The sequence below is a fragment of the Dyella silvae genome (assembly GCF_026421305.1).
In the GTDB taxonomy this organism is placed as follows: Bacteria; Pseudomonadota; Gammaproteobacteria; order Xanthomonadales; family Rhodanobacteraceae; genus Dyella; species Dyella silvae.
Genome location: NZ_JAPJBQ010000002.1, coordinates 155,846 through 181,858, shown reverse-complemented (window position 1 = coordinate 181,858; position 26,013 = coordinate 155,846). Strand labels below are relative to the sequence as shown.

Sequence of the window (26,013 nt, the reverse complement as noted above, 5' to 3'; positions counted from 1 at the left end):
GTCCTCATGGCGACCGCACGCAGCGAAAGCCCATCGTCGTCGCCGTATCCGATGCATTGAGCGACGACAACATGGCGACGCGCATCAACGTCGCGTAATTTTCTTTCTGTTGCATATTGAGCGCGCCGGCGCCGCAGAACTTCGTCTTGTCGGCCCCATCCTGATCGCGGCTATCCACGCCGACCAACAGCGCGTTGAAGTCGCTCACCCATTCCCATACCAGACCGTTGAGGTCACGTATGCCATGAACATCCGGCGCCCCGCCGATGCGTGGTAGCGGCGTATTGGATGGTCGGCCGTACCAGGCCAGTACGCTTTCGCGCCATTGCGGATCACTACGCGCATCGGTGCGATGACCATCCGCGGCAGCGGCATACTCCCACTCATACCACGTCGGTAGACGAGCTTGTTCGCTTTCGCAGTAAGCCTGCGCCGCAAACCAGCTGACTCGGGTGACAGGTTGGTCAGGCAGCGCCTCCTCACCCAAGGTCACAGCACCCGACCAATGGCTAAGGTAACGCTTATCCGCAAAAATGGCCGGCACCCGATCGCGACGCCATTGGGGATGGCTGTTCACGAATGCCAGATACTCAGCGTTGGTGACAGGTTCCGTGCGCATCTGAAACGCCGCGATCTGCGCAGGTGCTGCCTTGCCATCGGCAGGCAGCACACTCTTGAACGTATCGCCCGGCAGTGGGGCGTAATCCGCCGCCACTGCCGGACCTGCGAGCAGCATGCCGAGCAACAGTATCGACAGTCTGCTCATGGCTGCCACCTTAGTGACCGGCGGCCGGTGCAGCGGGCTGCGCACGCACCTTGCTGACTTCTTCCTTGCTCACCTGACCGCCCGGGTTACCCCAGCTGTTGAGCACGTAGGTGAGGATGTTCGCCACTTCGTCGTCCGTCAGCTGCGACATGGGCGGCATCACCGAGTTGTAGTCCTTACCGTTGACGGTGACGCTTCCATTCAAGCCATGCAGGGGAATGGAAATCAGGTGCTCTCTGGTTTGCTTGGCCAGGTAATCGGACTTGGCCAGCGGCGGAAATACCCCGGACATACCTTCACCGTTCGCCTGATGACAGACCGAACACGTACCAGTGAACAGCTGTTGGCCAGCCTTGATCTGATCTTCCTTGCTCAGCGTGCCGGCGGCATTGGCCTTGGCTGCTTCGGTAACCGCGTGCATATTCGGGTTGGCGCGATCGCCCAGATAGACGGAATCGACTTCCTTACCCGAGTAAATGGCCTTGTTCTCCGGGCCGTCCACCTTGAGGATGCCCAGCGCACCTTTGTTGAACGCACGGAAGATCGAGTGATCCACCAGCACATAGCTGCCTGGTACGTCGACGCGGAAGTCCGCCATCATCGCGCCGCCAGCGGGGATCAACGTGGTCTGCACGTTCTCCTGCGCGTGCGTGCCGCCCTCGTAGTAGACCTTGTCAAAGATCTCGCCGATGACGTGGAAGCTCGACACCAGGTTCGGACCACCATTACCCACGAACAAGCGCACAGTGTCGCCCACCTTGGCCGTCAGCGCGTGATCGCCGGTGAGTGAGCCTTCGCGTCCATTAAACACGACATAAGTTGGACGTTCGGCGATGCCCGCGTCCATATCGAACGACTGATGACCCTTCTCGCGGTATTTGCCGGTGGTGTAGAAATCACCTTGCATCACGTAGTACTCGTGATCGACCTTCGGCAGACCTTCGGGTGGCTCGACCAGAATCAGGCCGTACATACCGTTGGCGACATGCATACCCACGGGTGCAGTCGCGCAGTGGTAGACGTACAAACCGGCGTTGAGCGCCTTGAAGCTGAACTGCGACTCATGGCCCGGCGCCGTAAAGCTGGAGGCCGCACCACCGCCGGGGCCTGTCACACCGTGCAGATCGATGTTGTGGGGCATCTTGTTGTCAGGCGCATTCTTCAGGTGGAACTCCACCGTGTCGCCCTGACGCACGCGGATGAAGCTGCCGGGCACGGTGCCGCCGAAGGTCCAGTAGGTGTACGTGACACCTTCGGAAATCGACATTTCCTTTTCAATCACTTCCAGATCAACGATGACCTTGGCGGGGTAATTGCGATGGATCGGCGGCGGTACGTTCGGCGGTATGCCAAGCACGGCGTGAATAGGTGCGCCTTGCGGCGGCCCGAAGTCGACAGGCGCCTGAACGGGCGCCATGGCAGCTGCGGCAGTCACAACGACTGGCGAAGGATTGCTGGCCTTGGCAGCCAGAACAGCCCCGGGCAACATGCTGGCTGCCATGAGGACGGTGGACAATAAACGTGACATGGGCGTCTCCCTGTGATCCCGTAGTCAGACTAGGCAGCGCTGTTTTTCTCTTCTTGACCGAAGTCAGCACAGGCGATGCATTTATCAAAATGCGTCAACCTGCCACAACGCCTGCTCAGCCCACGCATTCACCCTGCGCAACGCTGCGCAGACGTTCGCGATCGCGCAGCGTCACCGCACGACCTTCAATCTCGATCAACCCCTGATTGCGGAATCGGCCAAGCACACGGCTCACCGTTTCGGCAGCAAGACGCAGGTAGTTGGCAATGTCACCGCGGGCCATGCTCAACCGGAATTGCGTGCCGGAAAAGCCACGCGCTTCGTAGCGATCACCCAGGTCAAGCAGGAACGCAGCCATGCGCTCGTCTGCAGTGTGATCGGCCGCCAGATGGGTGGCCGCGCCGAGCTCTTTGCTCAGCAGACGAAACAGATGTTGCTGCAACGCAGGCATGCGTGTCGCAAGCGCCGTCATCGCCGGGAAGGAGAAACGGCAGAATTGCGTTGCTTCAAGCGCAATGGCATCGCAGGGAAACTGATCCGGATAAATAGCATTGAGGCCAATGACCTCACCGGGCAGGTAAAAGCCAAGCACCTGTTCCTTGCCGTCCTTGTCGACCACACAGGTCTTTACGGTGCCGGCGCGCACGGCGTAAATAGCGCGAAACGGATCACCGGCGCGAAACACATGCGCACCTGTTCGAAAGGGCCCTACATGCTCCACCAGACAATGGAGCGCTGAAAGGTCGTGCTTTCCATAGCCGACCGACAGGCAGGCATCGGAGAACGCGCAGGTACTGCAGAAGTGAAGTTCATCGCCGTCATCGGCAATGGGGTTATGCAAACTCAGCCGGCACTCTGTCAATTTACCGGAAAGCATTTTCATGGCGCTGCCTGGATCACGTGGGTCAGATCGTGCGCGAGTAGCGAGGCGACTCTGCGGGGGTGTTGAGATAGGCGTCGAAGCACATGGCAATGTTGCGTAGCAGTAGTCGACCGCGAGCCGTGACGAAAATCTTTGTCGCATCCATGACGATCAGGCCATCGGCTGCCAGCGCCTTCAGCCGTTCAAGTTCATCGGCAAAAGCGTCGGCAAACATCAGTCGGTGACGCTCGCCAAAGCGAACCATATCGAGTTCGCCGTGACACATGAGCTCCCCGATCAAGGCGCGGCGGATCACATCGTCCTCATCCAGCTCGATTCCGCGTGCCACCGGAATGCGCCCGTTTTCCAGTGCCGCCTCGTATCCGATGAGGTCGCGCGCGTTCTGGCTGTAGCTGTCGCCAATGCGGCTGATGGCACTGACGCCGAGCCCGATAATGTCGCAGTCGCCATGGGTGGAATAACCCTGGAAGTTGCGCTGTAACGTGCCGGCGCGTTGCGCCTGTACGAGCTCATCGCCGGCGCGGGCGAAGTGATCCATGCCGACGTAGATGTAGCCCGCCTCGCACAGCTTTTTGAAGGCCAGGCCAAACAATGCCAGCCGCGTGGAAGCATCTGGCAGCTCGTCAGCATTGATCTGCCGCTGCGCCTTGAACAGACTGGGCAAGTGAGCGTAGCCGTACACCGCTACCCGATCCGGCGCCAGCGCAATCACTTCGTCCAGCGTGCGCGCAAAACCATCCATAGTTTGCTTGGGCAGGCCATAGATAAGGTCGACGCTGGCCGAGCCGTAGCCCGAGTCACGCGCAGCCACCAGTACGTCACGCGTCTGCTCGACGCTCTGGATGCGGTTGACCGCCACTTGCACGGCCGGATCGAAATCCTGGATGCCGACGGAAATACGATTGAAGCCAAGTGCTGCCAGACCACGCACATAGTCGCCGTCGGCAAAGCGCGGATCGATTTCGATGCCGTACTCGCGCTCACCGTGCTCTCGATAGCTGAAATGTTGCTTCAGGGTCTCGATAAGCGCCGTCATGCGCGGCAAGTCGAGGAAGTTCGGCGTGCCGCCGCCGAAATGCAGCTGTTGCAACGGCCGGTCACGGTCGAACAAGGGGCCGGTGAGTGCTATCTCGCGATAGAGCCGCTCCAGATAGTGATCGGCCTTGGACATCTCGCGCGTGATGACACGCGTGCATCCGCAGTAGAAGCAGGGACTGAAGCAGAAAGGCACATGCACGTAGAGCGACAACGGTCGCGGCACGGGCTCTTCATTCGAAGCTTTGGCCACTGCGCGCAGCGCTGCTTCGTTGAAGCCGGCATGGAATTGCGGCGCGGTCGGATAGCTCGTGTAGCGCGGACCCGCCACGTCATAACGCGCGATCAGGTCGGGGTCGAATTCGGGGATGGTCGTCGTCGTGCGCATGCGCGCCAGTATCCTGGCGACCGCACACAACGCGCCCTGACTTCAGTCAGGACGCTGCGACAATTTGTGTAGGCCTGTGGCGTATTTACGTGTGGTGGAACGCCGCAGACGGGTCCAGCTGACTGGGTCAGCGCTTGAGCGGTTCGATGACCTGCTCGATAGCGCCGAAGATCGACGCACCTGCCTTGTCGGTGACATCGATACGCAGGCTGTCGCCGAACTTCAGGAACGGCGTGGTCGGCTTCCCATCGCGCAACGTTTCCACCGTGCGCTGCTCGGCCAGGCACGAGGCGCCCTTGCTGGTGTCTTCGTTGGCAATGGTGCCTGAGCCGACGATGGTGCCGGCCGTGAGCGGACGGGTTTTGGCCGCGTGCGCCACCAGCTGGGCGAAGTTGAACTGCATATCCACGCCGCACTCGGCCTCACCGAACCACTTGCCGTTGAGCCAGGTGCGCATGGGCAGATGCAGCTTGTCGTCCTGCCAGGCATCGCCCAGCTCATCCGGCGTCACCAGCACAGGCGACAGTGCCGAACGCGGCTTGGACTGCAGGAAGCCAAAACCCTTGGCGAGCTCGGCAGGGATCAGGCCGCGCAGAGACACATCGTTGACCAGGCCGACCAGCTGAATATGACCAGTCGCCTGGGCAGGCGTCGGCGCCATCGGCACATCGTCGGTCACCACCACCACTTCGGCCTCGAGGTCGATGCCGTAGTCCTCGCTGGGCACCACCACCGGATCGCGTGGGCCGAGGAAACCGGCACTGACGGCCTGATACATCAGCGGATCAACGTAGAACGACTCCGGCACCTCGGCGCCACGGGCGCGGCGGACGCGCTCAACGTGCGGCAGGTAGGCGCTGCCATCGACAAACTCGTAGGCGCGTGGCAGCGGCGAGGCGAGCGCCGTCATATCCAGCGCAAAGGCACCACTGGCCTTGCCGGCATTCAGCTCATCGGACAGCGCATTGAGGCGTGGGGCCACATTCGACCAGTCGTCCAGCGCGGCCTGCATGGTGGCGGCAATGCCCGTCGCCTTGACGGCCTTGGTCAGGTCACGGCTGACCACGATGAGCGTGCCGTCGCGACCGCCTTCCTTCAGTGAACCCAGTTTCATGCTTTGCTCCGGTGGCCGTGCCGTAGCGCAGGCCGTCTCGTTCTTGGTTGATGCGGTGGTACGGCGCTTATTTGCCGGTGAAATGCTTGCGGATACCCTGCCAGCACTCGTAGTAATTGCCCTGCAGCTGCGGCGCTTCGAGTGCCTGACGGGTCGGATGGATCACGCGGCGCGTTTCGAACATGAAGGCCATGGTGCCAGTGATCACGTCCGGCTTGGACAGATCCGCGGCGGAGGCCTTCTCGAACGTGGCCGCATCCGGCCCGTGCCCGCTCATGCAATTGTGCAGCGAAGCACCGCCCGGCACGAAGCCCTCGGCCTTGGCGTCGTAGGCGCCCGTGATCAGGCCCATGAACTCGCTGGCGATATTGCGGTGGAACCACGGCGGGCGGAAGGTGTTCTGCGCCACCAGCCAGCGCGGCGGGAAGATCACGAAATCCATGTTGCTGACGCCAGCCGTGTCGCTCGGCGAATGCAGCACCAGGAAGATGCTCGGATCCGGATGGTCGTAGCTGATCGAGCCGATGGTATTGAAGCGGCGCAGGTCGTACTTATACGGCGCGTAGTTACCGTGCCAGCCCACCACGTCCAGCGGCGAATGGTTGATGGCGGCGCGCCACAGACCACCCTGGAACTTGGCGATGAGCTCGAACTGGCCTTCGACGTCTTCATAGGCGGCGACCGGCGTCAGGAAGTCACGCGGGTTGGCCAGGCCGTTGCTGCCGAGAGGACCCAGGTCCGGCAGGCGCAACAGGGCGCCGAAGTTCTCGGCGATATAGCCACGCGCGGTGTCGTCCAGCAGTTCCACGCGGAAACGCACGCCACGCGGAATCACGGCGATTTCGAGCGGCTCCAGCTCGATCACACCGAACTCGGTCGCCAGCTTGAGGCGCCCCAGCTGCGGCACGATCAGCAGCTCGCCATCCGCGTTGTAGAAATAGCGGCCCTGCATGGAGCGGTTCGCGGCATACATGTGGATGCCCACGCCCGACTGCTCGCCAGCGCCACCGTTGCCCGCCATGGTGACCAGGCCATCGATGAAATCGGTCGGCTCGGTGGGCAGGGGCAGCGGATCCCAACGCAGCTGGTTCGGGTTGGCCGGCACTTCGTTGAAGCGGTTATGGAATCGGCCTTCCGGCATTGCCTCGAACGGGTGATGCATCGCGGCAGGACGGATGCGGTAAAGCCAGCTGCGGCGATTGCTGTGGCGCGGCGCGGTGAACGCCGTACCCGAAAGCTGCTCGGCATAGAGCCCATGGGCCACGCGCTGGGGCGAGTTCTGCCCCTCGGGCAGCACGCCCGGCATGGCCTCGGTGGCGAATTCGTTGGCGAAACCAGACTGGTACTGCTGCTTGCTGGCTGACATGGAAGCTCCGCGATCTACCCGAAATAGGCGGCGTCCTACACGACACCGCACAACCCGACTACTCTTGTCTCAAGACTGTTGGCCCGCCTCGCTCATGGAAAGAGGCGTTGTTCTCTTACTGCAACGATACCTAAGGAAACCGCATGTCCGACTCGTACTCTTCGCTTGGCCAGGCTACCGCCATACCCTCGATCAAAGACCTCAGCCAGCCGCTCGGTTCGGGCAAAGGTTGGATGAAGTTCGTCGGCATCATGTTCATCATCCAGGGTGCCATCACCGCCCTCACCATCGTTGGCATCGTCATCGCCTGGCTGCCGATCTGGACCGGCGTACTGCTGATGCAATCGGCCAGCGCTCTCGAACGCGCCCAGCTCAGCGGAGATTCCGATGCCTTGAAAGAATCGCTCGGCCGGCTGCGCACCTACTTTGTGATTCAGGGCGTGCTTTACCTGGTGGGTATTGCCTTTGCGATCCTGTACGTCATCTTCTTCGGCGCGATGTTCGCGTCCATGATGAAGAACGGCACCTTCCCGCACTGATCGTTCTTACGCCGTGGCCGCCTTACGGCGGCCACGGTGCACACACCTGCTTACAGCACGCCGCGCTTCATCTGGTCGCGTTCGATCGACTCGAACAACGCCTGGAAGTTGCCTTCGCCGAATCCCTCGTTGCCCTTGCGCTGGATGATCTCGAAGAAGATCGGTCCGATGTTGTTCTGCGTGAAGATCTGCAGCAGCTTGCGCTGTTTGGTCTCCTGATCGGCATCGATCAGGATCTTGTTCTTGGCCAGGCGCGGTACGTCCTCGCCGTGGTTCGGAATGCGCAGGTCGATCACGTCGAAATAGGTATCCGGCGTATCGAGGAACTCCACGCCCGTCGCGCGCATCGCTTCCACCGTGTCGTAAATGTTGTCGGTGAACAACGCGATGTGCTGGATACCTTCGCCATGATAGGCATCGAGGTATTCGTTGATCTGCGACTTCGGATCGCTCGACTCATTGAGCGGAATACGCACGATGCCGTCCGGTGCGGTCATGGCCTTGGACACCAGGCCGGTCTTGGCGCCCTTGATGTCGAAGTAGCGAATCTCGCGGAAGTTGAACAAGCGCTCGTAGTAGTCCGACCACTTCTGCATGTTGCCGAAGTAGAGGTTGTGCGTCAGGTGGTCGATGAAGGTGAGACCAAAGCCCTTCGGGTTCTGCTCGGCGCCCGGAATCGGCTCATAGTCGCCGTCATAGATGCTGCCCTTGTCACCGTAACGGTCGACCAGATACAGCATGCAATCGCCGATGCCCTTCACCACCGGCGCGTTCACTGCCTTGGTGCGCTCGGCCTTCTCGTCCATCGCTTCGCCGCCGTTGCCCAGCACGGTGGTACGCACGTCGCCTGACGGCTTCTGGAAGCGGATGGCGAAACCTGCCGCACACGGGCCGTGCGCCTTGGCGAATTCCGCAGCGAAAGAATCGGGGTCCTCATTCACCAGCAGATTCACGCCACCCTGGCGATAAACCGTGATGGGGCGCGACTTGTGCTTGAGCACCGCACTGAAGCCCATGCTCTTGAACAGGGCGTGCAACTCGCCCGCGCGACCGGCCGGAGCGGCAAACTCAACGAACTCGAAGCCGTTGATGCCCATCGGGTTTTCGAAGGTGGTGACCTGCATGCCAAGATTGGGCTGCGCGCTCATGGGAATCTCCTGACGGATCGATGCTCAATGGCCTACACGAAGCGTGCGACCATCCTCATAATCCTGACGTTATAGTTACATATGAAACCATTTGCAAGGAGCGTCGCAGCAGTGCCCGAAGAACATCATCCCGACCACGCACCGCTGGAGCTGGAGCACTTTCTGCCCTACCGGCTCTCGATCCTGTCCAACGCCGTGAGCCAGGCCATTGCCGACGATTATCAGCGTCGTTTTGACCTGAGCATGACGGAATGGCGGGTGATGGCCGTCCTTGCCCGTTTCGAGGGCCTGTCGGCCCGCGAAGTGGCCGAGCGCACCCTGATGGATAAGGTGGCCGTGAGCCGCGCCCTGGCCAAGCTGGTGGAATCGGGCTGGGTGACCCGCGCCACGCACGACGGCGACAAACGCCGCTCTGTGCTGGGCCTAAGCGAGGCGGGCTGGTCGGTGCATGAGGTGGTGGCCCCCATGGCGCGTACCCACGAGCGCGAATTACTCGCCAAGCTGGATGAGGAAGAACGCGCATGGCTGGCGCGCATTCTCGACAAACTGCTTTCCGGAAGTTTCTGAGCGCCAGCAAGCGAGCAGGCATGACTGCCTGCCCGCCTGATGTATCGGCGTCAGGGCGTGATAACGGGCACGCCGCTGTTGAACACCTGCTGGCCAGCGGGAGCGGCCACGGGTGGCGCCGAGGTGTTGAAGGTGCACGTCAGTGAGGGCGAACACGACCCCATGCTCGACCAAAGCACCAGGTTCTGGCCGTTCGACCACAGGATGTCCGCCGCACCATCGGCGTTGTAATCGGCAGTGGCAACGATGCGGTAGCCGGACAGCGATGCGGGGACCGAAGCAGGAACAATAGCTTCGATGGCGGGACCATTCATGAGCCAGTATCCCCAACTCTGTCCGTCGTTGCTCATCCAGATCAGATCATCCCGACCATCACCATCGAGATCACCCCGGCCGACGATCTTCCAGTTCGCCGGGTACGTCGTTATGTAGCTGGATTTGAAGCCGCCGCCGGTGCTCGTCCAGAGATAGAGATCATGGTTGGCACTGGTCCAGAGAACATCGGCCCTGCCGTCACCGTCAAAATCACCGATCGCCGCTGGGTAGTAGCCCGCAGCGATATTGATGATTGAAAAACTGGTCCGCGTGGCGCCATTCATCAGCCAATACGCGAACTGATGCGTGCTCTGATTGAGCCAGAGCAAATCATCCATGCCGTCGCCATTGACGTCTCCGGCACCCACCACGCTCCAACCCGCCGGATACGTCCCCGCGTACTGCGCCGTGTAGCCGCCAGCCTTGCCAAACCAGATATACAAATCGTTATTAGCACTGGTCCAGAGGATGTCTGCTACACCGTCGCCATTGAAGTCGCCAACGGCTGCAGGGTAATAGCCAGCCGCAATCGTGGTCGACACAACCTGGCTTACGCCCGTGGCATCGATGAAGCTGCTTGAATACGCTCCCGGGCCAAAGGCGAGCACGCTCGATCTGCCCAACGCGGTCACGTCGTCGCGGAACGAAACGACCATCTTGTAGACACCGGCAGGCCCCAACGTAGCCATCGAGCCGCCAGCCGTCCCATAGAAGGTGCGCGGCCCGTGCTGAACAATGCTCAGTGGCGCCGAACCTGTAGCAGCGCTTCCGTTAAAGGTGTGCAGCAGTGTGAACGTACCGGTGGTCGAAAGCCGGAAGATGGAACCCATACCACCATTGCTGCCCCTTTCCGTCGCACCGTAAATATCGCCATCTGTCGCCATCACCAGCGCGCCGGGAGAAATTCCTTCGAGCGCACCGCCATTGCCAAAGCTGTGCAGCAGGGTGAACTGTCCAATGGGGGTCAGTTTGAACACCGTGCCGTTGCTGTAACTCCCCCCACCAGCGGCGGTTCCATAAAAATTCCCGTCACTACCCTGAACCAGGTTATGCACCCCGGATCCATCCACTGACGGATTGAACTGGTAGAGGATGGTGAAAGTGCCATCTGTGCTCAGCTTGAAAAACGCTTCAAATTGGCTTGGCGTCAACTGCGTGCCCGCTTGCCAACCAGCGGGCAACGTCCCGTAAATGTTTCCGTCAGCGCCCAAGACGAAGCTACTGGGGGGATTGTCCATGAACGTGTAGATGACTCGTTCGGTGCCATTCGGCGTTAACTGGAAAGCGACACCGCGAGGCGCCAGGACTGCGTTGCTGCCGCCGTCGCTCGTCACGCCGTAGTAGTTCCCGTCCGCCCCCAATGTCACCCCTAATGGCTTAGCGCCGTCACCGACCGAGGATCCGTAAAATGTATGCAGCGTGGTCCATTGGCCATTGGCGTAACGAAACACGGTCCCCATCGGCGCCGGCGCCGATGGGGAGCTCGATTGGGCAGGCCCGCCTCTAAACGTGATGCCGTACATGCTGCCGTCGGGCGCCAGGCCTAACCCCGGGTAATAATTGATAATTGGCGCCGCCACCGAGCCCTCAGTCGGCTGAAGGGTATGGAGAGCCGAGAATGTTCCTGCGGGTGTCACGGAGTACAGACCACCTCCCGCAACGTTCGCCTCGTAACCCGTGCCCGCCATGCCGTAAATCGTGCCGTCAGGCGAAACGAACATGCCACCGCTGGGCCAGCCCAAGCGAAAATCGCCGTACGCCGTCGTCGCAGGAAACTGAGCCAACACCTGATAGCGAACCGCCGCCGGGCTCGTGCTGGCAAAAAGGCTTAACGTCAGCGCCAAAATCCATCGGCGCAGTGCGCCCGCAGGCACACCCCTTACGGACGGCCGACTGGCCGCCTTCTGACACGATTCCATATGCTTCCCCTGTGAAGACGCCCCTCCGGCGTCAGCACAGGATCTTGGGCATTTCAAAGATAGGCAGCAACGGCAATTTCTTGCGACAAATCCGGAGTCTCTTCCGATGCCACCTATCCAACCCCAATACCTTTTATTTGACGCCGTGCATCAGGCGGTTGATCAGCGGCGCAATGATGAAGAGCAGCGCGCCTGCGCCCAGCAACGACCAGAAGCCGAAGGTATAGCCGCTCAGTGCGGACTGCACCGTCATGCCTTTCTCGCCGCTCACGTGGCCAGCAAAGATGCCGGACAGGTTGTTGCCGATGCCGGTGGAGAGGAACCAGCCACCCATGCCGAAGCCGACCAGGCGCAGCGGCGCCAGCTTGGTCACCATGGACAGGCCGATCGGCGACAGGCACAGCTCGCCTACCGACTGGATCACGTAGACCATGAAGAGCGTCCAGAACGGGATCTTGCCCTGGCCGTCGACCAGGCTGGACAGCGCAAACATCAGCAGCAGGAAGGCCAGGCCGTTGAAGATCAGGCCCAGGCCAAACTTGCGCGGGATCGACGGACTGCGACCCTTCATGGCTACCCAGATCCAGGCAATCACGGGGGCCAGCGCGATGATGGCGATCGAGTTGACCGACTGGAACCATGCCGTCGGGAATTCAAAAGTGCCCAACTGACGGTTGACGATCTTGTCGGCCAGGAAGGTAAACGAGCTGCCAGCCTGCTCGAAGAACATCCAGAACAGCACGTTGAACGCGAAGATGATCAGCATGGCGATCACACGATCGCGCTGCACCTTGCCCTCGCGGATACCTTCCACCAGCAGCAGTGCCGCCAGCGCCAGGAACAGGATGCTCAGCACCCACTGCAGGAAACCTGCACCGGCGGCGAGCAGGGAGTAGACCAGCGGGATACCGACCAGCATGCCGATCAGCACATAAACCACGCGCATGCGGTTTTCGCCGCCGACCGGCGGACGGCCAATCTCATTGAGGCCGCGGCGGCCAACCCAGAACCAGAACAGGCTGATCAGCATGCCCACGCCCGAGGCGATGAACACGTACTTGTAGCTGGGCATGGAGTTGCTGCCGAACACCGCTTTGGCCAGCCACTCGGTCAACACGGGCGAGATCATCGCGCCGAGGTTGATGCCCATGTAGAAGATGGTGAAGCCGCTGTCCCGGCGGGTGTCGCTCACGCCATAGAGCTTGCCCACCATGGTGGAGATGTTCGGCTTGAACAGGCCGTTGCCCACGATGATGGTCGCCAGGCCTAGTTCGAAGATGTGTTTCTCAGGCAGCGCAATCGCAAACAGGCCCGCGGACATGACGACCGCACCCACCAGGATCGAACGCTGGTAGCCGAGCACGCGGTCCGCGATGTAACCGCCAAAAATGGCCGACGCATACACCAGGGCAAGGTAGGCACCATAGGTGCGATTGGCAGGCGCTTCGCCCGCGGCGTCGCCACCGAAGAACTGCGAGACGATGTAGAGCACCAGCGCCCAGCGGATACCGTAGAACGCAAAGCGTTCCCAGAACTCCGTCATGAACAGCATCCACAGCGGCCGCGGATGGCCCAGGGTCGTCGGGAATTCGGGCACCTTCGGTGCCGCGGTCGTAGTGGCGTCGCTCATGCGCTCCCCTGTACTGAAGGTTGGGCACTGACGTGCCGATCGAAATTTATTACGAAACGAAGCCCATCATGTAATGGGCTGACCGCCCCCGCGTCAAATGCGCCGCAACATAAAAGCCTTGCGTCAGGTGCCAAGCTCGGTACGCACATCCAGCAGTTCCGGGAAGAATTCCAGGTCCAGCGCTTTCTTGAGGAAGGCCACGCCCGAGGAACCGCCCGTGCCCCGCCGGTGTCCGATGATCCGCTCCACGGTTTTCATGTGACGGAAACGCCACAGCTGGAAACTACCCTCTATGTCCACCAACTGCTCGCACATGTGGTATTCCGGCCAATACGTCGCACGGTCTTCGTAGATGCGTTTGAACACAGGCAACAGCGACGCATGCCGTTGATACGCTTGCGACCAGTCGCGCTGAGTCAGCTCGCTGGGCACGTCGTGTCCGCGGCGGGCCAGATAGCACAGGAACTCGTCGTACAGGCTCGGCGCGTTAAGCACCTCACTCAGCGCGGCCTGCGCTGCGGGGTCGTACGCAAACACCTGCAGCATCTGGGCGTTCTTGTTGCCCAGCAGGAATTCGATCTGGCGGTACTGCAGCGACTGGAACCCGGACGAGGCCCCCAGCACGCCGCGAAATTCCAGGTATTCGGAAGGCGTCAGCGTTTCCAGCACCGCCCACTGCTCGAACAGCTGACGCTGAACTTGCTTCACGCGCGCCAGAATCTTCAGGCAAGGGTCGAGGTCGTCGCTGCGCAAATGCGCCAGGGCCGACTTCAGCTCATGGATGATCAGCTTCATCCACAGCTCCGCCACCTGATGCTGCACGATGAACAGCATCTCATCGTGATGCGGCGGATCGCTGAGCGGCCGCTGCGAAGAAAGCAGCGAGTCCAGCTTCAGGTAGCCGCCATAAGTAAGGCGCCCGTTAAGGTCGAGCTGGATGCCGGCCTCGAGATCGCGCTGATTCTCGGTCATGACCTTCCTGATCGCGGGAAAAGCACATGGTAACCGGTGTGGCAACGCCGTCCGTACGAGGGCGCATGCTGCACCGTGCCTTGCGGCGCAACATGCCCGCCTGTAACAATTTTGCTCTTGCTCAGGGCTTTGGAGCCTGTTCAAGGTCTCGGCGTGGCCCGCGCCGAAAGCTGTTTGCGCGCAGGACAAGGAAGAACGAAGGAGTGTACGTCCGTACACGACTGAGTGATGACGCAGGACTGCGGGCAAACAGACTCGGCCCGAAGGGTTGTTCTTGAGAGGCCGCCAGCCAATAGCGCGCGGCTTGACCTGCCCACCAGGCAGGCGCTGCGCCACGCACTACCGGCTGGCGGCCTCTCAAGAACAACGCGGGCTACGCCGAGACCTTGAACAGGCTCTTGTCCGCTGCTGGCCCCACTGGATGGGCCGCCGACGCCCCAGCACCCCAATCCCTACCATTACTCACTCCGGGAGCGAGTCGTGTCCATCGCCGCCAAGTTCGAAATCGAATACCTCCAGTATCTCGATGCTGAGGGCAAGCAGGTTCGTGATGACCTGCCTGAATTTGCCAAGGACCTCAACCACATGGTTGAGCTCTACAAGCTGATGCTGTCGACCCGCGTGTTCGACGCCAAGTCGGTCGCGCTGCAGCGCACCGGCAAGCTGGGCACCTACGCCAGCTGCCTGGGCCACGAAGCGGCACACGTGGGCATCGGCAGCGCCATGAAGCCCGAAGACGTGCTCGCCCCCAGCTACCGCGAATACGGCGCGCAGCTGTACCGCGGCGTGCAGCCGCGCGAGGTGTACATGTACTGGGGCGGCGACGAACGCGGCAACGATTACCAGAAGGAACCGGCGCGCCACGATTTCGCGTGGTCCGTGCCGATCGCCACGCAGTGCCTGCATGCCGCCGGTTCCGCGCTGGCGTTCAAGATTCGCAACGAGAAGCGCGTGGCCGTGTGCACCATCGGTGACGGTGGTTCGTCCAAGGGCGACTTCTACGGCGCCATCAACATCACCGGCGCGCAGAACCTGCCGATGGTGGCAGTGATCGTGAACAACCAGTGGGCCATCTCGGTGCCGCGCAAGATCCAGTCCGGCGCACCCACGCTCGCACAGAAGGGCATTGCCGCCGGCCTGTTCTCCATCCAGGTGGACGGCAACGACATCATCGCCGTGCGCAAGGCGATGGAAGACGCGCTGGAACGTGCACGCAACGGCCAGGGTGGTTCGGTGATCGAAGCGGTGACCTACCGCCTCTCCGACCACACCACCGCCGACGACGCGCGCCGCTACCGCGGCGAGCAGGAAGTGAAGGACGCCTGGGCGAAGGAGCCGATGAAGCGCCTGCGCAACTGGCTGGTGGCCAAGGGCGTGTGGGACGACGCCAAGGAAGAAGCCTGGAAGGCCGAGTGCGACGACTGGATGGACAACGAGGTGAACGCTTACCTCGAGACCAAGACGCAGCCCGTCACGGCGATGTTCGACTACACCTTCGCCGAAGTCCCCGCCGATCTCGCCAAGCAGCGCGATCTCGCCATCCAGCTCGACAAGAAGGCCCATTAAGTCATGGCACAGATCACCCTTATCGAAGCCGTCACCCAGGCACTCGCCTATGAAATGGCGCATGACGACAGCGTCGTGGTGCTGGGCGAAGACGTCGGCGTCAACGGCGGCGTGTTCCGCGCCACCCAGGGCCTGCAGGAAAAGTTCGGCGAGCTGCGCGTGCTGGACACGCCACTGGACGAAACCACCATTGCCGGCGTCACCGTGGGCCTCGCCGCCCAGGGCATGAAGCCCGTGGCCGAAGCCCAGTTCGAAGGCTTCATCTACCCGATGATGGAGCAGATCGCCTGCCACGCCGCCCGCATGCGCAACCGCACGCGCGGCCGCATCACCGTGCCGGCCGTGTGGCGTGCACCGTGGGGCGGCGGCATTCGCGCGCCGGAGCATCACTCGGAAGCGAACGAACACCTGTTCACCAACATCCCGGGCCTGCGCGTGGTGATGCCGTCATCGCCGGCACGTGCCTACGGCCTGCTGCTCGCCGCCATCCGCGATCCGGATCCGGTGATGTTCTTCGAGCCCAAGCGCATCTACCGGCAGTACAAGGAAGAAGTGCCCGATGACGGCGAAGCACTGCCGCTGGACGTGTGCTTCGTGCTGCGCGACGGCACCGACGTCACCCTCGTCTCGTGGGGCGCGCAGGTGAAGGAAGCGCTGGAAGCGGCCGACGCGCTCGCCGAAGAAGGCATCAGCGCCGAAGTCATCGACGTCGCCACGCTGACCCCGCTGGACTTCGACACCATCGCCGAATCGGTGCAGAAGACCGGCCGCTGCGTGATCGTGCACGAAGCCCCGAAGACCGCGGGCTTCGGCGCCGAAATCGCCGCGCGCCTCGCCGAGGAATGCATGTACGACCTGCTCGCGCCGGTCGAACGCGTCAGCGGCTACGACACGCACATCCCGCTGTTCCGCCTGGAAATGAAGTACATGCCGAGCGCCGAACGCGTGGTGGAAGCCGCCAAGCGCGCGTTGGCTGCCAGCTAAGAACATGCACGTGACGTCCCGGCCATCCGGGACGTCGCACAACGAACACTCCGCCTGACCACGGAATCAAACTCATGGCCGACATCAAGACTTTCTACCTGCCCGACCTCGGCGAAGGCCTGCCCGACGCCACCATCGTCGAGTGGCACGTGAAGGAAGGCGACACCATCAAGCTCGACGCACCGCTGTGCTCGATGGAAACCGCGAAGGCCGTCGTCGACGTGCCCTCCCCGTACACCGGCAAGGTGACCAAGCTGCACGGCGCCGCGGGCGACATCATCGAAACCGGCGCCGCACTGGCCGAGTTCGAGCCGGACCCGAACGCCAAGCAGCGTGCGGAAGCCGAATCCACCGGCCACCACCACGGCCCGAAGAAAGGCACCGGCAGCGCCGCCGCCGAGCCGAAGAAGGTCGTCGCCTCCGATGAAGGCGGCGAGATCGACAGCGGCAACGGCAGCGGCGATCGCGAAGACGAAGGCACCGTGGTCGGCGCCATGGTCTCCGGCAGCCACGTGCATGTGGAGCAGGCCTCCAGCGTCGGCGGCGTGAAGGCTGTGCCGGCCGTTCGTGCGCTCGCCAAGAAGCTCAAGGTCGACATCACCCGCGTGAAGCCCTCGGGCGCCGACGGTGTGGTCACCATGGCCGACGTGAAGAACGCCGCCGCCAACGGCAGCGCCCAGCTGGGTGCTGCACCCGCCCGCGCCGTGCACGAGGATGCTGGCCGTCACCTCGCCCCGCGCCTGCCCGAACCCGAGCCGTCCCGCACCGCCACCTCGCTCGCCGGCAAGCCGGTGCGCACCGCGCCGCCGAGCGTGCAGGCCAGCGGCCAGCCGGAACAGCTCAAGGGCGTTCGCCGCAACATGGCGCGCGTGATGGCCGATGCCCATGCGCAAGTGGTTCCGACCACGCTGGTGGACGACGCCGACCTCCACGCATGGATCGGCAAGCAGGACATCACCGCTCGCCTGATCCGCGCCATCGTCACCGCCTGCAAGGCCGTGCCGGCGCTCAACGCCTGGTTCGACGGCAAGAACCTCACGCGCACGCTGCATCCGCATGTGGACATCGGCATCGCCGTAGACACCGAGGAAGGCCTGTTCGTGCCGGCCCTGCGCAACGCCGACGTGCTCGATGGTGCCGGCATCCGCGCCGCCATCAAGCGCCTGCGTTCGTCGGTGGAAGACCGCACGATCCCGGCGTCGGAGCTCTCGGGCTACACCATCAGCCTGTCGAACTTCGGTATGTTCGCCGGTCGCTACGCCACGCCGGTCGTGGTGCCGCCGTGCGTCGCCATCATCGGCGCGGGCAAGCTGAGCCACGACGTGGTGGCCGTGATGGGTGGCATCGAAGTGCATCGCCGCATGCCGATCTCGCTGACGTTCGACCATCGCGCCGCCACTGGCGGTGAAGCCGCGCGCTTCCTCAAGGCGCTGCTGGACGATCTGTCGGCGCCGAACTAAGCCACGCGCTTTGCCCAACAAAAAGCCCCGGCCATGCCGGGGCTTTTTTTGTCCGCTCAAGAATTGCCGAGTAACATCGACTTACCTTGCCGTCATTCCGGCGAAGGCCGGAGGCGCTCTATAACAGCCAAAGGCTGGTCATCCAGCGACTTTACGTGGCTGCGAAATGGTTGAAAGACACTGGATTCCGGCCTTCGCCGGAATGACGGTGAGGGGAATATACGTGAGCGTTCCTCAGTACCTCACAGAATCCACGAAGGTCTCATGGAGCTCCCGCCATGCACCACAGCCGTCTGTGCACCATCGTGATCGACTGCAAGACCGACGACCTCACCGGGTCGGCAACGTTCTGGAGCCACGCACTGGGCAAATCCATCGTGACGCTCGACCAGGACGGTGATGGCAAGTACGCCGAACTCGCCACCGAAGACGATGAGCCCATCATCCTGCTGCAGCGAGTGGAGCACGAAAGCCGTGTGCATCTGGATATCGAGACCGACAATCTCGAGGCGGAAGTGGCGCGCCTGGAGAAGCTCGGCGCCACCCGCGTGGCCTGCGTGCGCGAACGCTGGTGGGTGATGCAGGCGCCGAGCGGTCATCGCTTCTGCGTCGTACGTCCTCAGCGCGAGCGTTTCGGTCCGCATGTGAATCGCTGGGAGTAGCAGCGCCCCGCGCCTCGGCGAGCCATCACCCCCCGTGCGCGACACACCTACGGAGAGGAAACGACGTAGCGCTGCGGTCGCGCACAAGGTGCGCTCCCACAGAGGCCGAGATCCGAAACGCCGGCTTCTTCAGTAGTCGCGAATATCCAGCGCAACAAACCCGCGCACGCTGTAGCCGGCCCCGCTTGCCGGCCATGCCAGTGAGCTAAGCAGGCGATCACCGGCGGGCCACGGCGCATTGTCGAGCAAGGCCTCGGCACTGATCTGGCCATCGTCGCCACGGCGGTAGAACAGCCGTACCCAGTGCAACTCCGGGCTCAGCACCTCGTTCTGCAGCGCGGCGCGCAGCGCAGGCACCAGATCGTCCGGCGCGTTCACGTCGTCGCGCGTCGACAGCGGCGGCCCGACGAACACGTCCCAGGTGCGCACGCCCATGTCCCAGGCGTGCAATTGCATGCGGCGCTCGTCGGTAACGTACCAGCACGCGGCCAGCAGCACATGGAACACGCTTTGCTCAAAGGCATCCAGCGCATCGCGGCAGCCCGCCTCGCCACCACCGTTGCCGGCGAAGCTTTCCTCGATATGGCGCTCTTCGCCGAGCACCACGTCGACATCCAGACGCCCCGGCTCGCCCGCCGCACCGTCGTACCAGATGGCGCGCACGGCGGGGAAATCGCCGTCCGTCATCAACCAGTCTTCATCGGGCTCCAGCTCCACATCGTGGCGCTCGAACAAGCGGAGAAGATATTTCTGAAGCGCAGCGTCTTGCATCGAAAGTCGTTCCGTTAATTAGCGGGCGTGTGGACGCCACACGAGTTGGCGCACGATCAGCGCCAGCACCAGTACCACCACGCAAGCGCCATAGCCATACAACGCCGGCAATACCTGTTGCCAGATCGCGCCGCTGGCAGGGCCAAACTCACCCGCCGCGGGGACCGTCGCCGTATCAAAGGCCGAGTTGGCGCATTGCACCGTAGCGAACGCCGCCAGCAGCAACGCCGCCACGTCAAACGTGCGGCGCGCGCGCGTGCGCGGCAAGCTCTTCGGGTAAGCCCAGTAGGCCCAGCCCAGCACGAGCAGCCACGGCACCAGCAAGAAAAGGGCGAGATAGCGCATCGGTCAGGTCACTCTTGCGCGGCAAGTTGGTCCAGCGCGCCGCGCAGACGCACCAGGGCCTCGTCACGCGCGTGCTCGCCGTCGTAGGTAGGTGTGGCGGCCACGTGCTCGCCATCGAGCTCCAGCACCAGCGTCAGCGGTTGTACGTGAACCACCGCGGCAGCCCCCAGCTCCTTGATGCGCTTTTGCAGCGTGCCGGCGGCCTTCGGATCGGCGAACGACTTGGACAGCAACAGTTCTTCACCGTCGCCGGAGAACAAGCGGAAGCGGAAGCTGCCGTCGCCATCGCGGAAGCTGGCAAAGCGCGGTGTCTTGCCTGCCTTGGGAGCTGCCTTTGCGGCATTGGCCTGCGGTGCGATCGACACACCCGAGCGCAAGCCAATGGCATCGCGCAGTTCGGCCACCTTCGGCGCAGCAATCGCGCGTGCCTTTTTGGCGCCTTCCTGCAGAATCTCTTCGATCACCGCCGGTCGCGCCATCAGCGCGTCGTAGCTTTCGCGCATCGGCGCCACATCCGTCTCGATCCGCTCGAACAGCACCTGCTTGGCTTCGCCCCAACCGATGCCGTCCACCAGCGCCTGACGGAAGGCGGCCGATTCGGCATCGCTCGCGAATGCACGGAAGATGGTGAACAGCGATGAGCTATCCGGATCCTTCGCCTCGCCCGGCAGACGCGAGTCGGTGACGATGCGCATGATCGTTTCGCGCAGATGCTTCTGCCCGCCGGCAAACAGCGGGATCGTGTTGTCGTAGCTCTTGGACATCTTGCGGCCGTCCAGGCCCGGCAAGGTAGCTACCTGTTCTTCAATCACCACTTCAGGCAGCGCGAAGAATTCGCGGCCGTAGATATGATTGAAACGCTGCGCGATATCACGCGCCATTTCGATGTGCTGAATCTGGTCACGCCCCACCGGCACCTTGTTCGCGTTGAACGCGAGAATGTCGGCGGCCATCAGCACGGGATACATGTACAGGCCCGCGGTGACGCCGGCATCCGGGTCTTCGCCCGTTTCCGTGTTTTTGTCCACCGCCGCCTTGTAGGCATGCGCGCGATTGAGCAGGCCCTTGGCGGTGACGCAGGTGAGAAACCACGTCAGCTCCGGAATCTCCGGAATATCCGACTGGCGATAGAACGTGACCTTCTGCGGATCGAGGCCCGCCGCCAGCCACGTGGCGGCAATCTCAAGACGCGAGCGCTCGATTCGCGCCGGGTCGTCGCTCTTGATCAGCGCGTGGTAGTCGGCCATGAAGTAGAACGCATCCACGTCATCGCGTTTGCTGGCGGCCACGGCGGGGCGGATCGCGCCGACGTAGTTGCCGAGGTGCGGCGTGCCAGTGGTGGTGATGCCGGTAAGTACGCGGGTCTTCATGAGCTCTCGTTCTTAGTTTCGTGTCGTGAGTGCGTTCAGCGGATAAGCGTGGATTTGCCGAACAGCGATTCGACCAGATCCACCGCCAGGCGTGCGGTCTGATTCTTTTTGTCAAACGCCGGGTTGAGTTCGACGATATCGAGCGAGCCCATGCGTCCGGTGTCGGCGATCATCTCCATGCACAGCTGCGCTTCGCGATAGTTCGGGCCGCCGCGCACCGTGGTGCCCACGCCCGGCGCAATGGTCGGGTCGAGAAAATCGACGTCGAAGCTGATGTGCAGGTGCGTGTTGTCATCCACATCGGAAAGCGCTTCTTCCATCGTGCGCTTCATGCCCACTTCGTCGATGTGGCGCATGTCGAAGATGCTGACGCGCGACTCGCGCACCAGACGCTTCTCGCCTTCGTCCACCGAGCGGATGCCGATCTGGCGGAACACGTCAGGCGTCGTGGCCGGCAGGTGGCCGCCCAGCTCGATCAGTTCCTTCGGGCCGTTGCCGCACAAACACGCCACCGGCATACCGTGGATATTGCCCGACGGCGTGGCTTCGGCCGTGTTGAAATCGGCGTGCGCATCCAGCCACAGCACGCGCAGCTTTTTGCCCTGCTCGCGGCAATGACGCGCCACCGCGCTGATCGAGCCGATGGCCAGGCAGTGGTCGCCACCCAGCATCACCGGCAACCGCCCATCCGCCAGCTCGGCGTAGATGGCCGTATGCACGGCCTCGTTCCAGGCCACCACTTCGGGCAGATGGCGGTAACCGTTGTGCGGCGGCTGCCAGGGGTTGAGCGGACCCTGCAGGTTGCCGCGATCGACCACGTCCAGCCCGCGCCGCTCCAGCCTCGCAACGAGGTTGGCCACACGCAATGCCTCGGGGCCCATCGATGCGCCACGATGACCCGCACCGATGTCGGTGGGAACGCCGATCAGGGAAAGTGTCTTGTTGACCATGAAAACCTGTGGATGTGGAGAACGGAAAGCGCAGCGGCGTCAGTGCGACAGGGGAAGATGTTGCTCACGCCACGCATTGAGGCTGCCTTCGAGCACGCGTACATGGCTGTAGCCAAGCGATTCCAGCGTCTCCTGCGCCCGCGCCGCACGACGGCCCGCCACGCAGTACACCACGATCTCGCTATCGCGCGGCACGCCCAGTACGCCGGCGCGGCTGGCCAGCTGCTCGACGGGGATATTCAGGGCTCCCGCGATATGGCCATCGCTGTACTCATCGGCATGGCGCACATCGAGCAGAAGCGGGGCCTGCCCGGCTTGCTGGCGTTCCACCAGCTGCCCGACACTGAGCGGCGCTTCCGTTGCCATGGCCGAGCACATACCCGCCAGCACCAGAATCAGGGCCAAGGGGCCTTTGCGCATGCGGGAAACCCTCATCCAGTGGGCGGCAATCCAAATCACCGCCAACACATTGAATAATATGAATAAATGACCAGCCAGCGTTCTGGCTGCCGCCCATAGTACCGTCAAAGCAAGGCAACATTCCCTGTCGGTCAGCTCTGTAGCCCTGCCATTCTACCCGGCAGTGGCCGCTCAACGACGGGGCGCTGACGTCAGAAGCCCTCGGGATGCGGTCACCGTGGCAGGCGTGGCGAGGTCGCCACATGGGTTAAGCAACCCCCGGATCGTGCCTTGCGCTAGAAGCCGAACGAGCTGAGTTCCGGATGGTCGTCCGGCCGGCGTCCGTGCGGCCAATGATATTTCCGCTCCGCCTCGGCAATAGGCTGATCGTTGATGCTGGCGTGGCGATGGGTCATCAACCCCGCCTCGTTGAACTCCCAGTTCTCGTTGCCATAACTGCGATACCACTGCCCCGAGTCGTCATGCCACTCGTAGGCAAAGCGTACGGCGATACGATTTCCGGCGAACGTCCAGAGTTCCTTGATCAGGCGGTAATCGAGCTCGCGGTTCCATTTGCGTGTCAGGAAGGCCTTTGCTGCGGCGCGGCCGTCGATGAATTCGGCGCGATTGCGCCAGTGGGTGTCTTCCGAATACGCCATCGAGACGCGTTCGGGATCGCGGCTATTCCAGGCGTCTTCCGCCAACCGTACTTTCTGTCTGGCCGTTTCGAGGGTGAACGGGGGAACCGGCTGACGGATTTCCATAAACACCTCGACGCATAGACGACCAGAGACCCCACAGGGGGCTGAGCGAATGACATAACCGCAGTGACGCCATAACCATCATGGTCATCCTGCGCGCCTATTCGCCTCGCACCACAGACAGATGGTAGGTCATACACGATCGAGCGTGAACATCTCGCGGGTGTTGCCCTAAAAGGTCAGAGACCTTCTCCACGTTGAAGAACGTGTCTCTGACCTCGTGTTGCCTACAGAGCAAATACTCAGCCGTGCGGGACAGCGTTGGGATCCATCCACATCACTTCCCAGATATGGCCATCCGGATCCTCGAAGCTGCGGCCAAACATGACGCCATAGTCCTGCACGGGCGTGGGGTCAGCCTTGCCGCCGGCAGCACTGGCCTTGTCGACCTGGCTGGACACCTCGTCGCGGCTCTCCGCCGACAGGCACAACAGCACCTGCGCATTCTTGTGTGCATCAACGATGGGCTTGCTCGTGAACTGCCGCCACTTGTCGTGCGTAAGCAGCATCGCGTAGATCGTCTCGGAGATCACCATGCACGCCGCGGTGTCGTCACTGAATGCAGGATTGTTGGCCGCACCAATGGCCTCGTAGAACGCCTTTGAGCGCTTGAGGTCGGTTACCGGCAGGTTAACGAAGATCATCTTGCTCATTATCTGGACCCTATCCTAGGTAAGCCGCGACAGGACCGCCGCGGTTTCTTATTGACGATTGAGCTTGGGGAAAATCGACACGCACTATAGCTTGCCAATCCGCCGGGGTGCCGGCCACCGATGTCACGCCCTGACGGCCAGACAGGCCACTGCGCGCCCCCTCTTCCGTGAGAGATGGCAACGCAACCTGGGCTATCCATACGCATAGCGCGTGACACCGGTGACTCGACGTGAGCCTGCTTCCGTAACCCTCAGTGCTTCGGCGCAACCATGCTGTGGAAGTAGTCGATGCCCTGCCCCCAGGCGCCGCCGTGCGTCTGGGCAATCTTCTGGACCTGACCTGCAGTGTCGCTGCGCTTCCAGTCGCCCTGCCATTCAAGCATCACGGCCATCCAGGTCACCGGCACGGCTCCTGCCTTCACCATGCGCTCAACGGCTGCATCGTGCGATTCCTTCGAGACGTCGCCGCTTGCATCCACCACCACATAAACCTCGTAACCCTCCCTGAGCGCGGAGAGCACCGGCAGCGTCACGCACGAGTCGGTCCACAGCCCGCTGACCAGGAGCTTTTTGCGGCCGCTCTTGGCAATGGCATCGTGCAACGGTGCAAACTGCATCGGGTCGATGACGGTGCGATCGAAGGGCTTCACATCCGGCCGGGCATCCGTCAGCTGATGAAAGAAGGGGCCACCGAACTGACTGGCGCTGATGGTGGCGTAGAACGTCGGCACGTTGAACGTCTTCGCCGCGAGACTCAGACCCTCGGCGTTATTGATCAGCTTGTTCACGTCAATCGACTGTACCGAGAAGACAAACTGCGGCTGGTAGTCAACCATCAGCACAACGCTGTTTTCGGGGGTGAGCGGATCGAGCTGACTGGCGTGCGCGGTCATCTGCGCAGCAAAAGCCAATGCCACAGCGAGGATCGCCTTGAAACGGTTACGCATTACGTATTGCTCCTGCTAAGGATGGGGGAGACCGCGGAAACGGGCCGCGCTGATTTCTGCGCGCTGTTGTTGAGCACGATGCCGGCAAAGACCAGCACAAGCGCTGGCCAGAACATGGCATCCAGGCGCTCGTCAAAAATCACGGCACCGGCCACCACACCGGTGAGCGCGATGACATAGCCGATCTGGCTGTACGCCGTTGCGCCAGCGACGCGCTGCAAGGTGGAGCCCGCGACGTTGGCCGCCACCGTAACCAGCACCAGCGCGGCGAGCAGCGACGCGGAACCAAACAAGGCGACCATGCCCACGCGCGGCGTGGTGGCGAGCAATGGAATCAACAACAGACTTTGCATGGCCAATCCGCCCGCCGAAGCGGCAGGCGCGCCTAACTGTGGTGGCCAGTAACGTGAGCGATAAACATTACCGATCGCGAGCAACAGAGGTACGCCGAGTGCAAACCACAGCGCAAGCGCCTCTTCATCCGGCGCGACACGGATGCGCGGCAGCAACACCAGCAACACACCCGTAAGACCTAACAGAACGCCCGCCATCGCCTTGGCGGAAGGCAAACGCCGCTCGATAAGCGCGGTAAGCAACGTGGTGAACATGGGAGAGAATGTCACCACGACCGTAAAGACAGCCGCGGGGATTCGCCCCAGCACCCATGCGCCAAGCAGAGGGCCCGCTGCAAGTGCTATGAGCGACGCAGCGAAGAAGTAACGCAGCAGAGCACCATTCCATCGCGGCATCGCGTTGCGAAACCAAAGAACAGTCAGCAGTAACGCACTCGCGCCCGCAAGCTGCACGAAAGCGAGACCGATCTGGCCAATGCCTTCACCGAGCAGAAGCTTGGTCAAGACAAAGCTTGTCCCAATCAAACTTCCTGTGATGAACGTCAACACGATGTGCAGAATGGTCGTGCGGCTCACGCCGAATTCCTTTCGAACAATCGCCGGCATGCTAGCCTCGCGGCCG

Annotated in this window: 25 protein-coding genes; 6 read left to right on the top strand and 19 right to left on the bottom strand. The window is 62.3% G+C overall.

Annotated elements, in window-relative coordinates; genetic code table 11:
- Positions 1–4 precede the first annotated feature (4 nt).
- The 6 genes from OQE56_RS05085 to hmgA all read right to left on the bottom strand — a co-directional run bounded on the left by OQE56_RS05085 (position 5) and on the right by hmgA (position 7,080).
- Positions 5–766: a formylglycine-generating enzyme family protein gene (locus tag OQE56_RS05085; protein ID WP_267222211.1), complete on the bottom strand. Its 762-nt coding sequence runs from the start codon at positions 764–766 to the stop codon at positions 5–7.
- Between the two features lie 10 nt (positions 767–776).
- On the bottom strand, positions 777–2,294 hold the full coding sequence (nirK, locus tag OQE56_RS05080; RefSeq protein ID WP_267222209.1) for a copper-containing nitrite reductase: 1,518 nt from the start codon (positions 2,292–2,294) through the stop codon (positions 777–779).
- Between the two features lie 115 nt (positions 2,295–2,409).
- A complete protein-coding gene (locus OQE56_RS05075) occupies positions 2,410–3,171 on the bottom strand; it encodes a helix-turn-helix domain-containing protein (RefSeq protein ID WP_267223365.1) in 762 nt (253 codons plus the stop codon).
- Between the two features lie 28 nt (positions 3,172–3,199).
- Complete coding sequence (hemN, locus tag OQE56_RS05070; protein WP_267222207.1) at positions 3,200–4,600, bottom strand: oxygen-independent coproporphyrinogen III oxidase; 1,401 nt, start codon at positions 4,598–4,600, stop codon at positions 3,200–3,202.
- Between the two features lie 127 nt (positions 4,601–4,727).
- Entirely contained in the window at positions 4,728–5,714 is a 987-nt protein-coding gene (locus tag OQE56_RS05065) for a fumarylacetoacetate hydrolase family protein (protein WP_267222205.1), read from the bottom strand.
- Positions 5,715–5,781: 67 nt separating this feature from the next.
- Positions 5,782–7,080: a homogentisate 1,2-dioxygenase gene (gene hmgA / locus OQE56_RS05060; protein ID WP_267222203.1), complete on the bottom strand. Its 1,299-nt coding sequence runs from the start codon at positions 7,078–7,080 to the stop codon at positions 5,782–5,784.
- A 143-nt stretch (positions 7,081–7,223) separates the two neighbouring features.
- Between hmgA and OQE56_RS05055 the strand changes: the two genes are divergently transcribed.
- The gene (locus OQE56_RS05055; protein WP_267222201.1) at positions 7,224–7,619 is read left to right on the top strand and encodes a DUF5362 domain-containing protein; all 396 of its coding nucleotides are present in this window, start codon (positions 7,224–7,226) and stop codon (positions 7,617–7,619) included.
- A 50-nt stretch (positions 7,620–7,669) separates the two neighbouring features.
- Here the strand turns inward: OQE56_RS05055 and hppD are convergent, their stop codons facing one another.
- Entirely contained in the window at positions 7,670–8,767 is a 1,098-nt protein-coding gene (gene hppD / locus OQE56_RS05050; protein WP_267222199.1) for a 4-hydroxyphenylpyruvate dioxygenase, read from the bottom strand.
- An 81-nt stretch (positions 8,768–8,848) separates the two neighbouring features.
- Between hppD and OQE56_RS05045 the strand changes: the two genes are divergently transcribed.
- On the top strand, positions 8,849–9,334 hold the full coding sequence (locus OQE56_RS05045; RefSeq protein WP_267222197.1) for a MarR family winged helix-turn-helix transcriptional regulator: 486 nt from the start codon (positions 8,849–8,851) through the stop codon (positions 9,332–9,334).
- A gap of 50 nt (positions 9,335–9,384) precedes the next feature.
- Here OQE56_RS05045 and OQE56_RS05040 read toward each other — a convergent pair whose 3' ends face one another.
- The 3 genes from OQE56_RS05040 to OQE56_RS05030 all read right to left on the bottom strand — a co-directional run bounded on the left by OQE56_RS05040 (position 9,385) and on the right by OQE56_RS05030 (position 14,170).
- The gene (locus OQE56_RS05040; RefSeq protein ID WP_267222195.1) at positions 9,385–11,568 is read right to left on the bottom strand and encodes a choice-of-anchor tandem repeat GloVer-containing protein; all 2,184 of its coding nucleotides are present in this window, start codon (positions 11,566–11,568) and stop codon (positions 9,385–9,387) included.
- Between the two features lie 133 nt (positions 11,569–11,701).
- Entirely contained in the window at positions 11,702–13,198 is a 1,497-nt protein-coding gene (locus tag OQE56_RS05035) for a peptide MFS transporter (protein WP_267222193.1), read from the bottom strand.
- A gap of 123 nt (positions 13,199–13,321) precedes the next feature.
- On the bottom strand, positions 13,322–14,170 hold the full coding sequence (locus tag OQE56_RS05030) for a tryptophan 2,3-dioxygenase (RefSeq protein WP_267222192.1): 849 nt from the start codon (positions 14,168–14,170) through the stop codon (positions 13,322–13,324).
- Between the two features lie 480 nt (positions 14,171–14,650).
- On the opposite strand from OQE56_RS05030, the gene pdhA reads away from it, so the two are divergent.
- From pdhA to OQE56_RS05010, 4 genes are all read left to right on the top strand, one after another.
- A complete protein-coding gene (pdhA, locus tag OQE56_RS05025) occupies positions 14,651–15,736 on the top strand; it encodes a pyruvate dehydrogenase (acetyl-transferring) E1 component subunit alpha (protein WP_109125237.1) in 1,086 nt (361 codons plus the stop codon).
- Between the two features lie 3 nt (positions 15,737–15,739).
- Positions 15,740–16,720, top strand: coding sequence for an alpha-ketoacid dehydrogenase subunit beta (locus tag OQE56_RS05020; protein ID WP_109125236.1), 981 nt, complete (start codon positions 15,740–15,742; stop codon positions 16,718–16,720).
- 74 nt (positions 16,721–16,794) lie between these two features.
- Positions 16,795–18,180 carry a dihydrolipoamide acetyltransferase family protein gene (locus OQE56_RS05015; protein ID WP_267222188.1) on the top strand — a complete coding sequence of 462 codons (1,386 nt, stop codon included), beginning with the start codon at positions 16,795–16,797 and terminating at the stop codon, positions 18,178–18,180.
- Between the two features lie 278 nt (positions 18,181–18,458).
- Positions 18,459–18,842, top strand: coding sequence for a VOC family protein (locus OQE56_RS05010; protein ID WP_267222186.1), 384 nt, complete (start codon positions 18,459–18,461; stop codon positions 18,840–18,842).
- 129 nt (positions 18,843–18,971) lie between these two features.
- Here the strand turns inward: OQE56_RS05010 and OQE56_RS05005 are convergent, their stop codons facing one another.
- The 9 genes from OQE56_RS05005 to OQE56_RS04965 form a co-directional block, all read right to left on the bottom strand.
- Positions 18,972–19,613 (bottom strand): DUF6348 family protein, encoded by a 642-nt coding sequence (locus OQE56_RS05005; RefSeq protein WP_267222184.1) that lies wholly within the window; start codon positions 19,611–19,613, stop codon positions 18,972–18,974.
- Positions 19,614–19,631: 18 nt separating this feature from the next.
- A complete protein-coding gene (locus OQE56_RS05000) occupies positions 19,632–19,958 on the bottom strand; it encodes a hypothetical protein (RefSeq protein WP_267222182.1) in 327 nt (108 codons plus the stop codon).
- 8 nt (positions 19,959–19,966) lie between these two features.
- A complete protein-coding gene (locus tag OQE56_RS04995; RefSeq protein ID WP_267222180.1) occupies positions 19,967–21,328 on the bottom strand; it encodes a tryptophan--tRNA ligase in 1,362 nt (453 codons plus the stop codon).
- A gap of 35 nt (positions 21,329–21,363) precedes the next feature.
- Complete coding sequence (gene rocF, locus OQE56_RS04990) at positions 21,364–22,278, bottom strand: arginase (RefSeq protein ID WP_267222178.1); 915 nt, start codon at positions 22,276–22,278, stop codon at positions 21,364–21,366.
- 39 nt (positions 22,279–22,317) lie between these two features.
- Positions 22,318–22,698 (bottom strand): rhodanese-like domain-containing protein, encoded by a 381-nt coding sequence (locus OQE56_RS04985; RefSeq protein ID WP_267222175.1) that lies wholly within the window; start codon positions 22,696–22,698, stop codon positions 22,318–22,320.
- Between the two features lie 275 nt (positions 22,699–22,973).
- Complete coding sequence (locus OQE56_RS04980; RefSeq protein ID WP_267222174.1) at positions 22,974–23,441, bottom strand: nuclear transport factor 2 family protein; 468 nt, start codon at positions 23,439–23,441, stop codon at positions 22,974–22,976.
- 239 nt (positions 23,442–23,680) lie between these two features.
- Positions 23,681–24,091 carry a VOC family protein gene (locus OQE56_RS04975; protein ID WP_267222172.1) on the bottom strand — a complete coding sequence of 137 codons (411 nt, stop codon included), beginning with the start codon at positions 24,089–24,091 and terminating at the stop codon, positions 23,681–23,683.
- A gap of 251 nt (positions 24,092–24,342) precedes the next feature.
- Positions 24,343–25,038: an isochorismatase family protein gene (locus OQE56_RS04970; protein ID WP_267222170.1), complete on the bottom strand. Its 696-nt coding sequence runs from the start codon at positions 25,036–25,038 to the stop codon at positions 24,343–24,345.
- Positions 25,038–25,967 (bottom strand): DMT family transporter, encoded by a 930-nt coding sequence (locus OQE56_RS04965; protein WP_267222168.1) that lies wholly within the window; start codon positions 25,965–25,967, stop codon positions 25,038–25,040. Before OQE56_RS04965 ends, OQE56_RS04970 begins: the two co-directional genes overlap by 1 nt.
- Positions 25,968–26,013 lie beyond the last annotated feature (46 nt).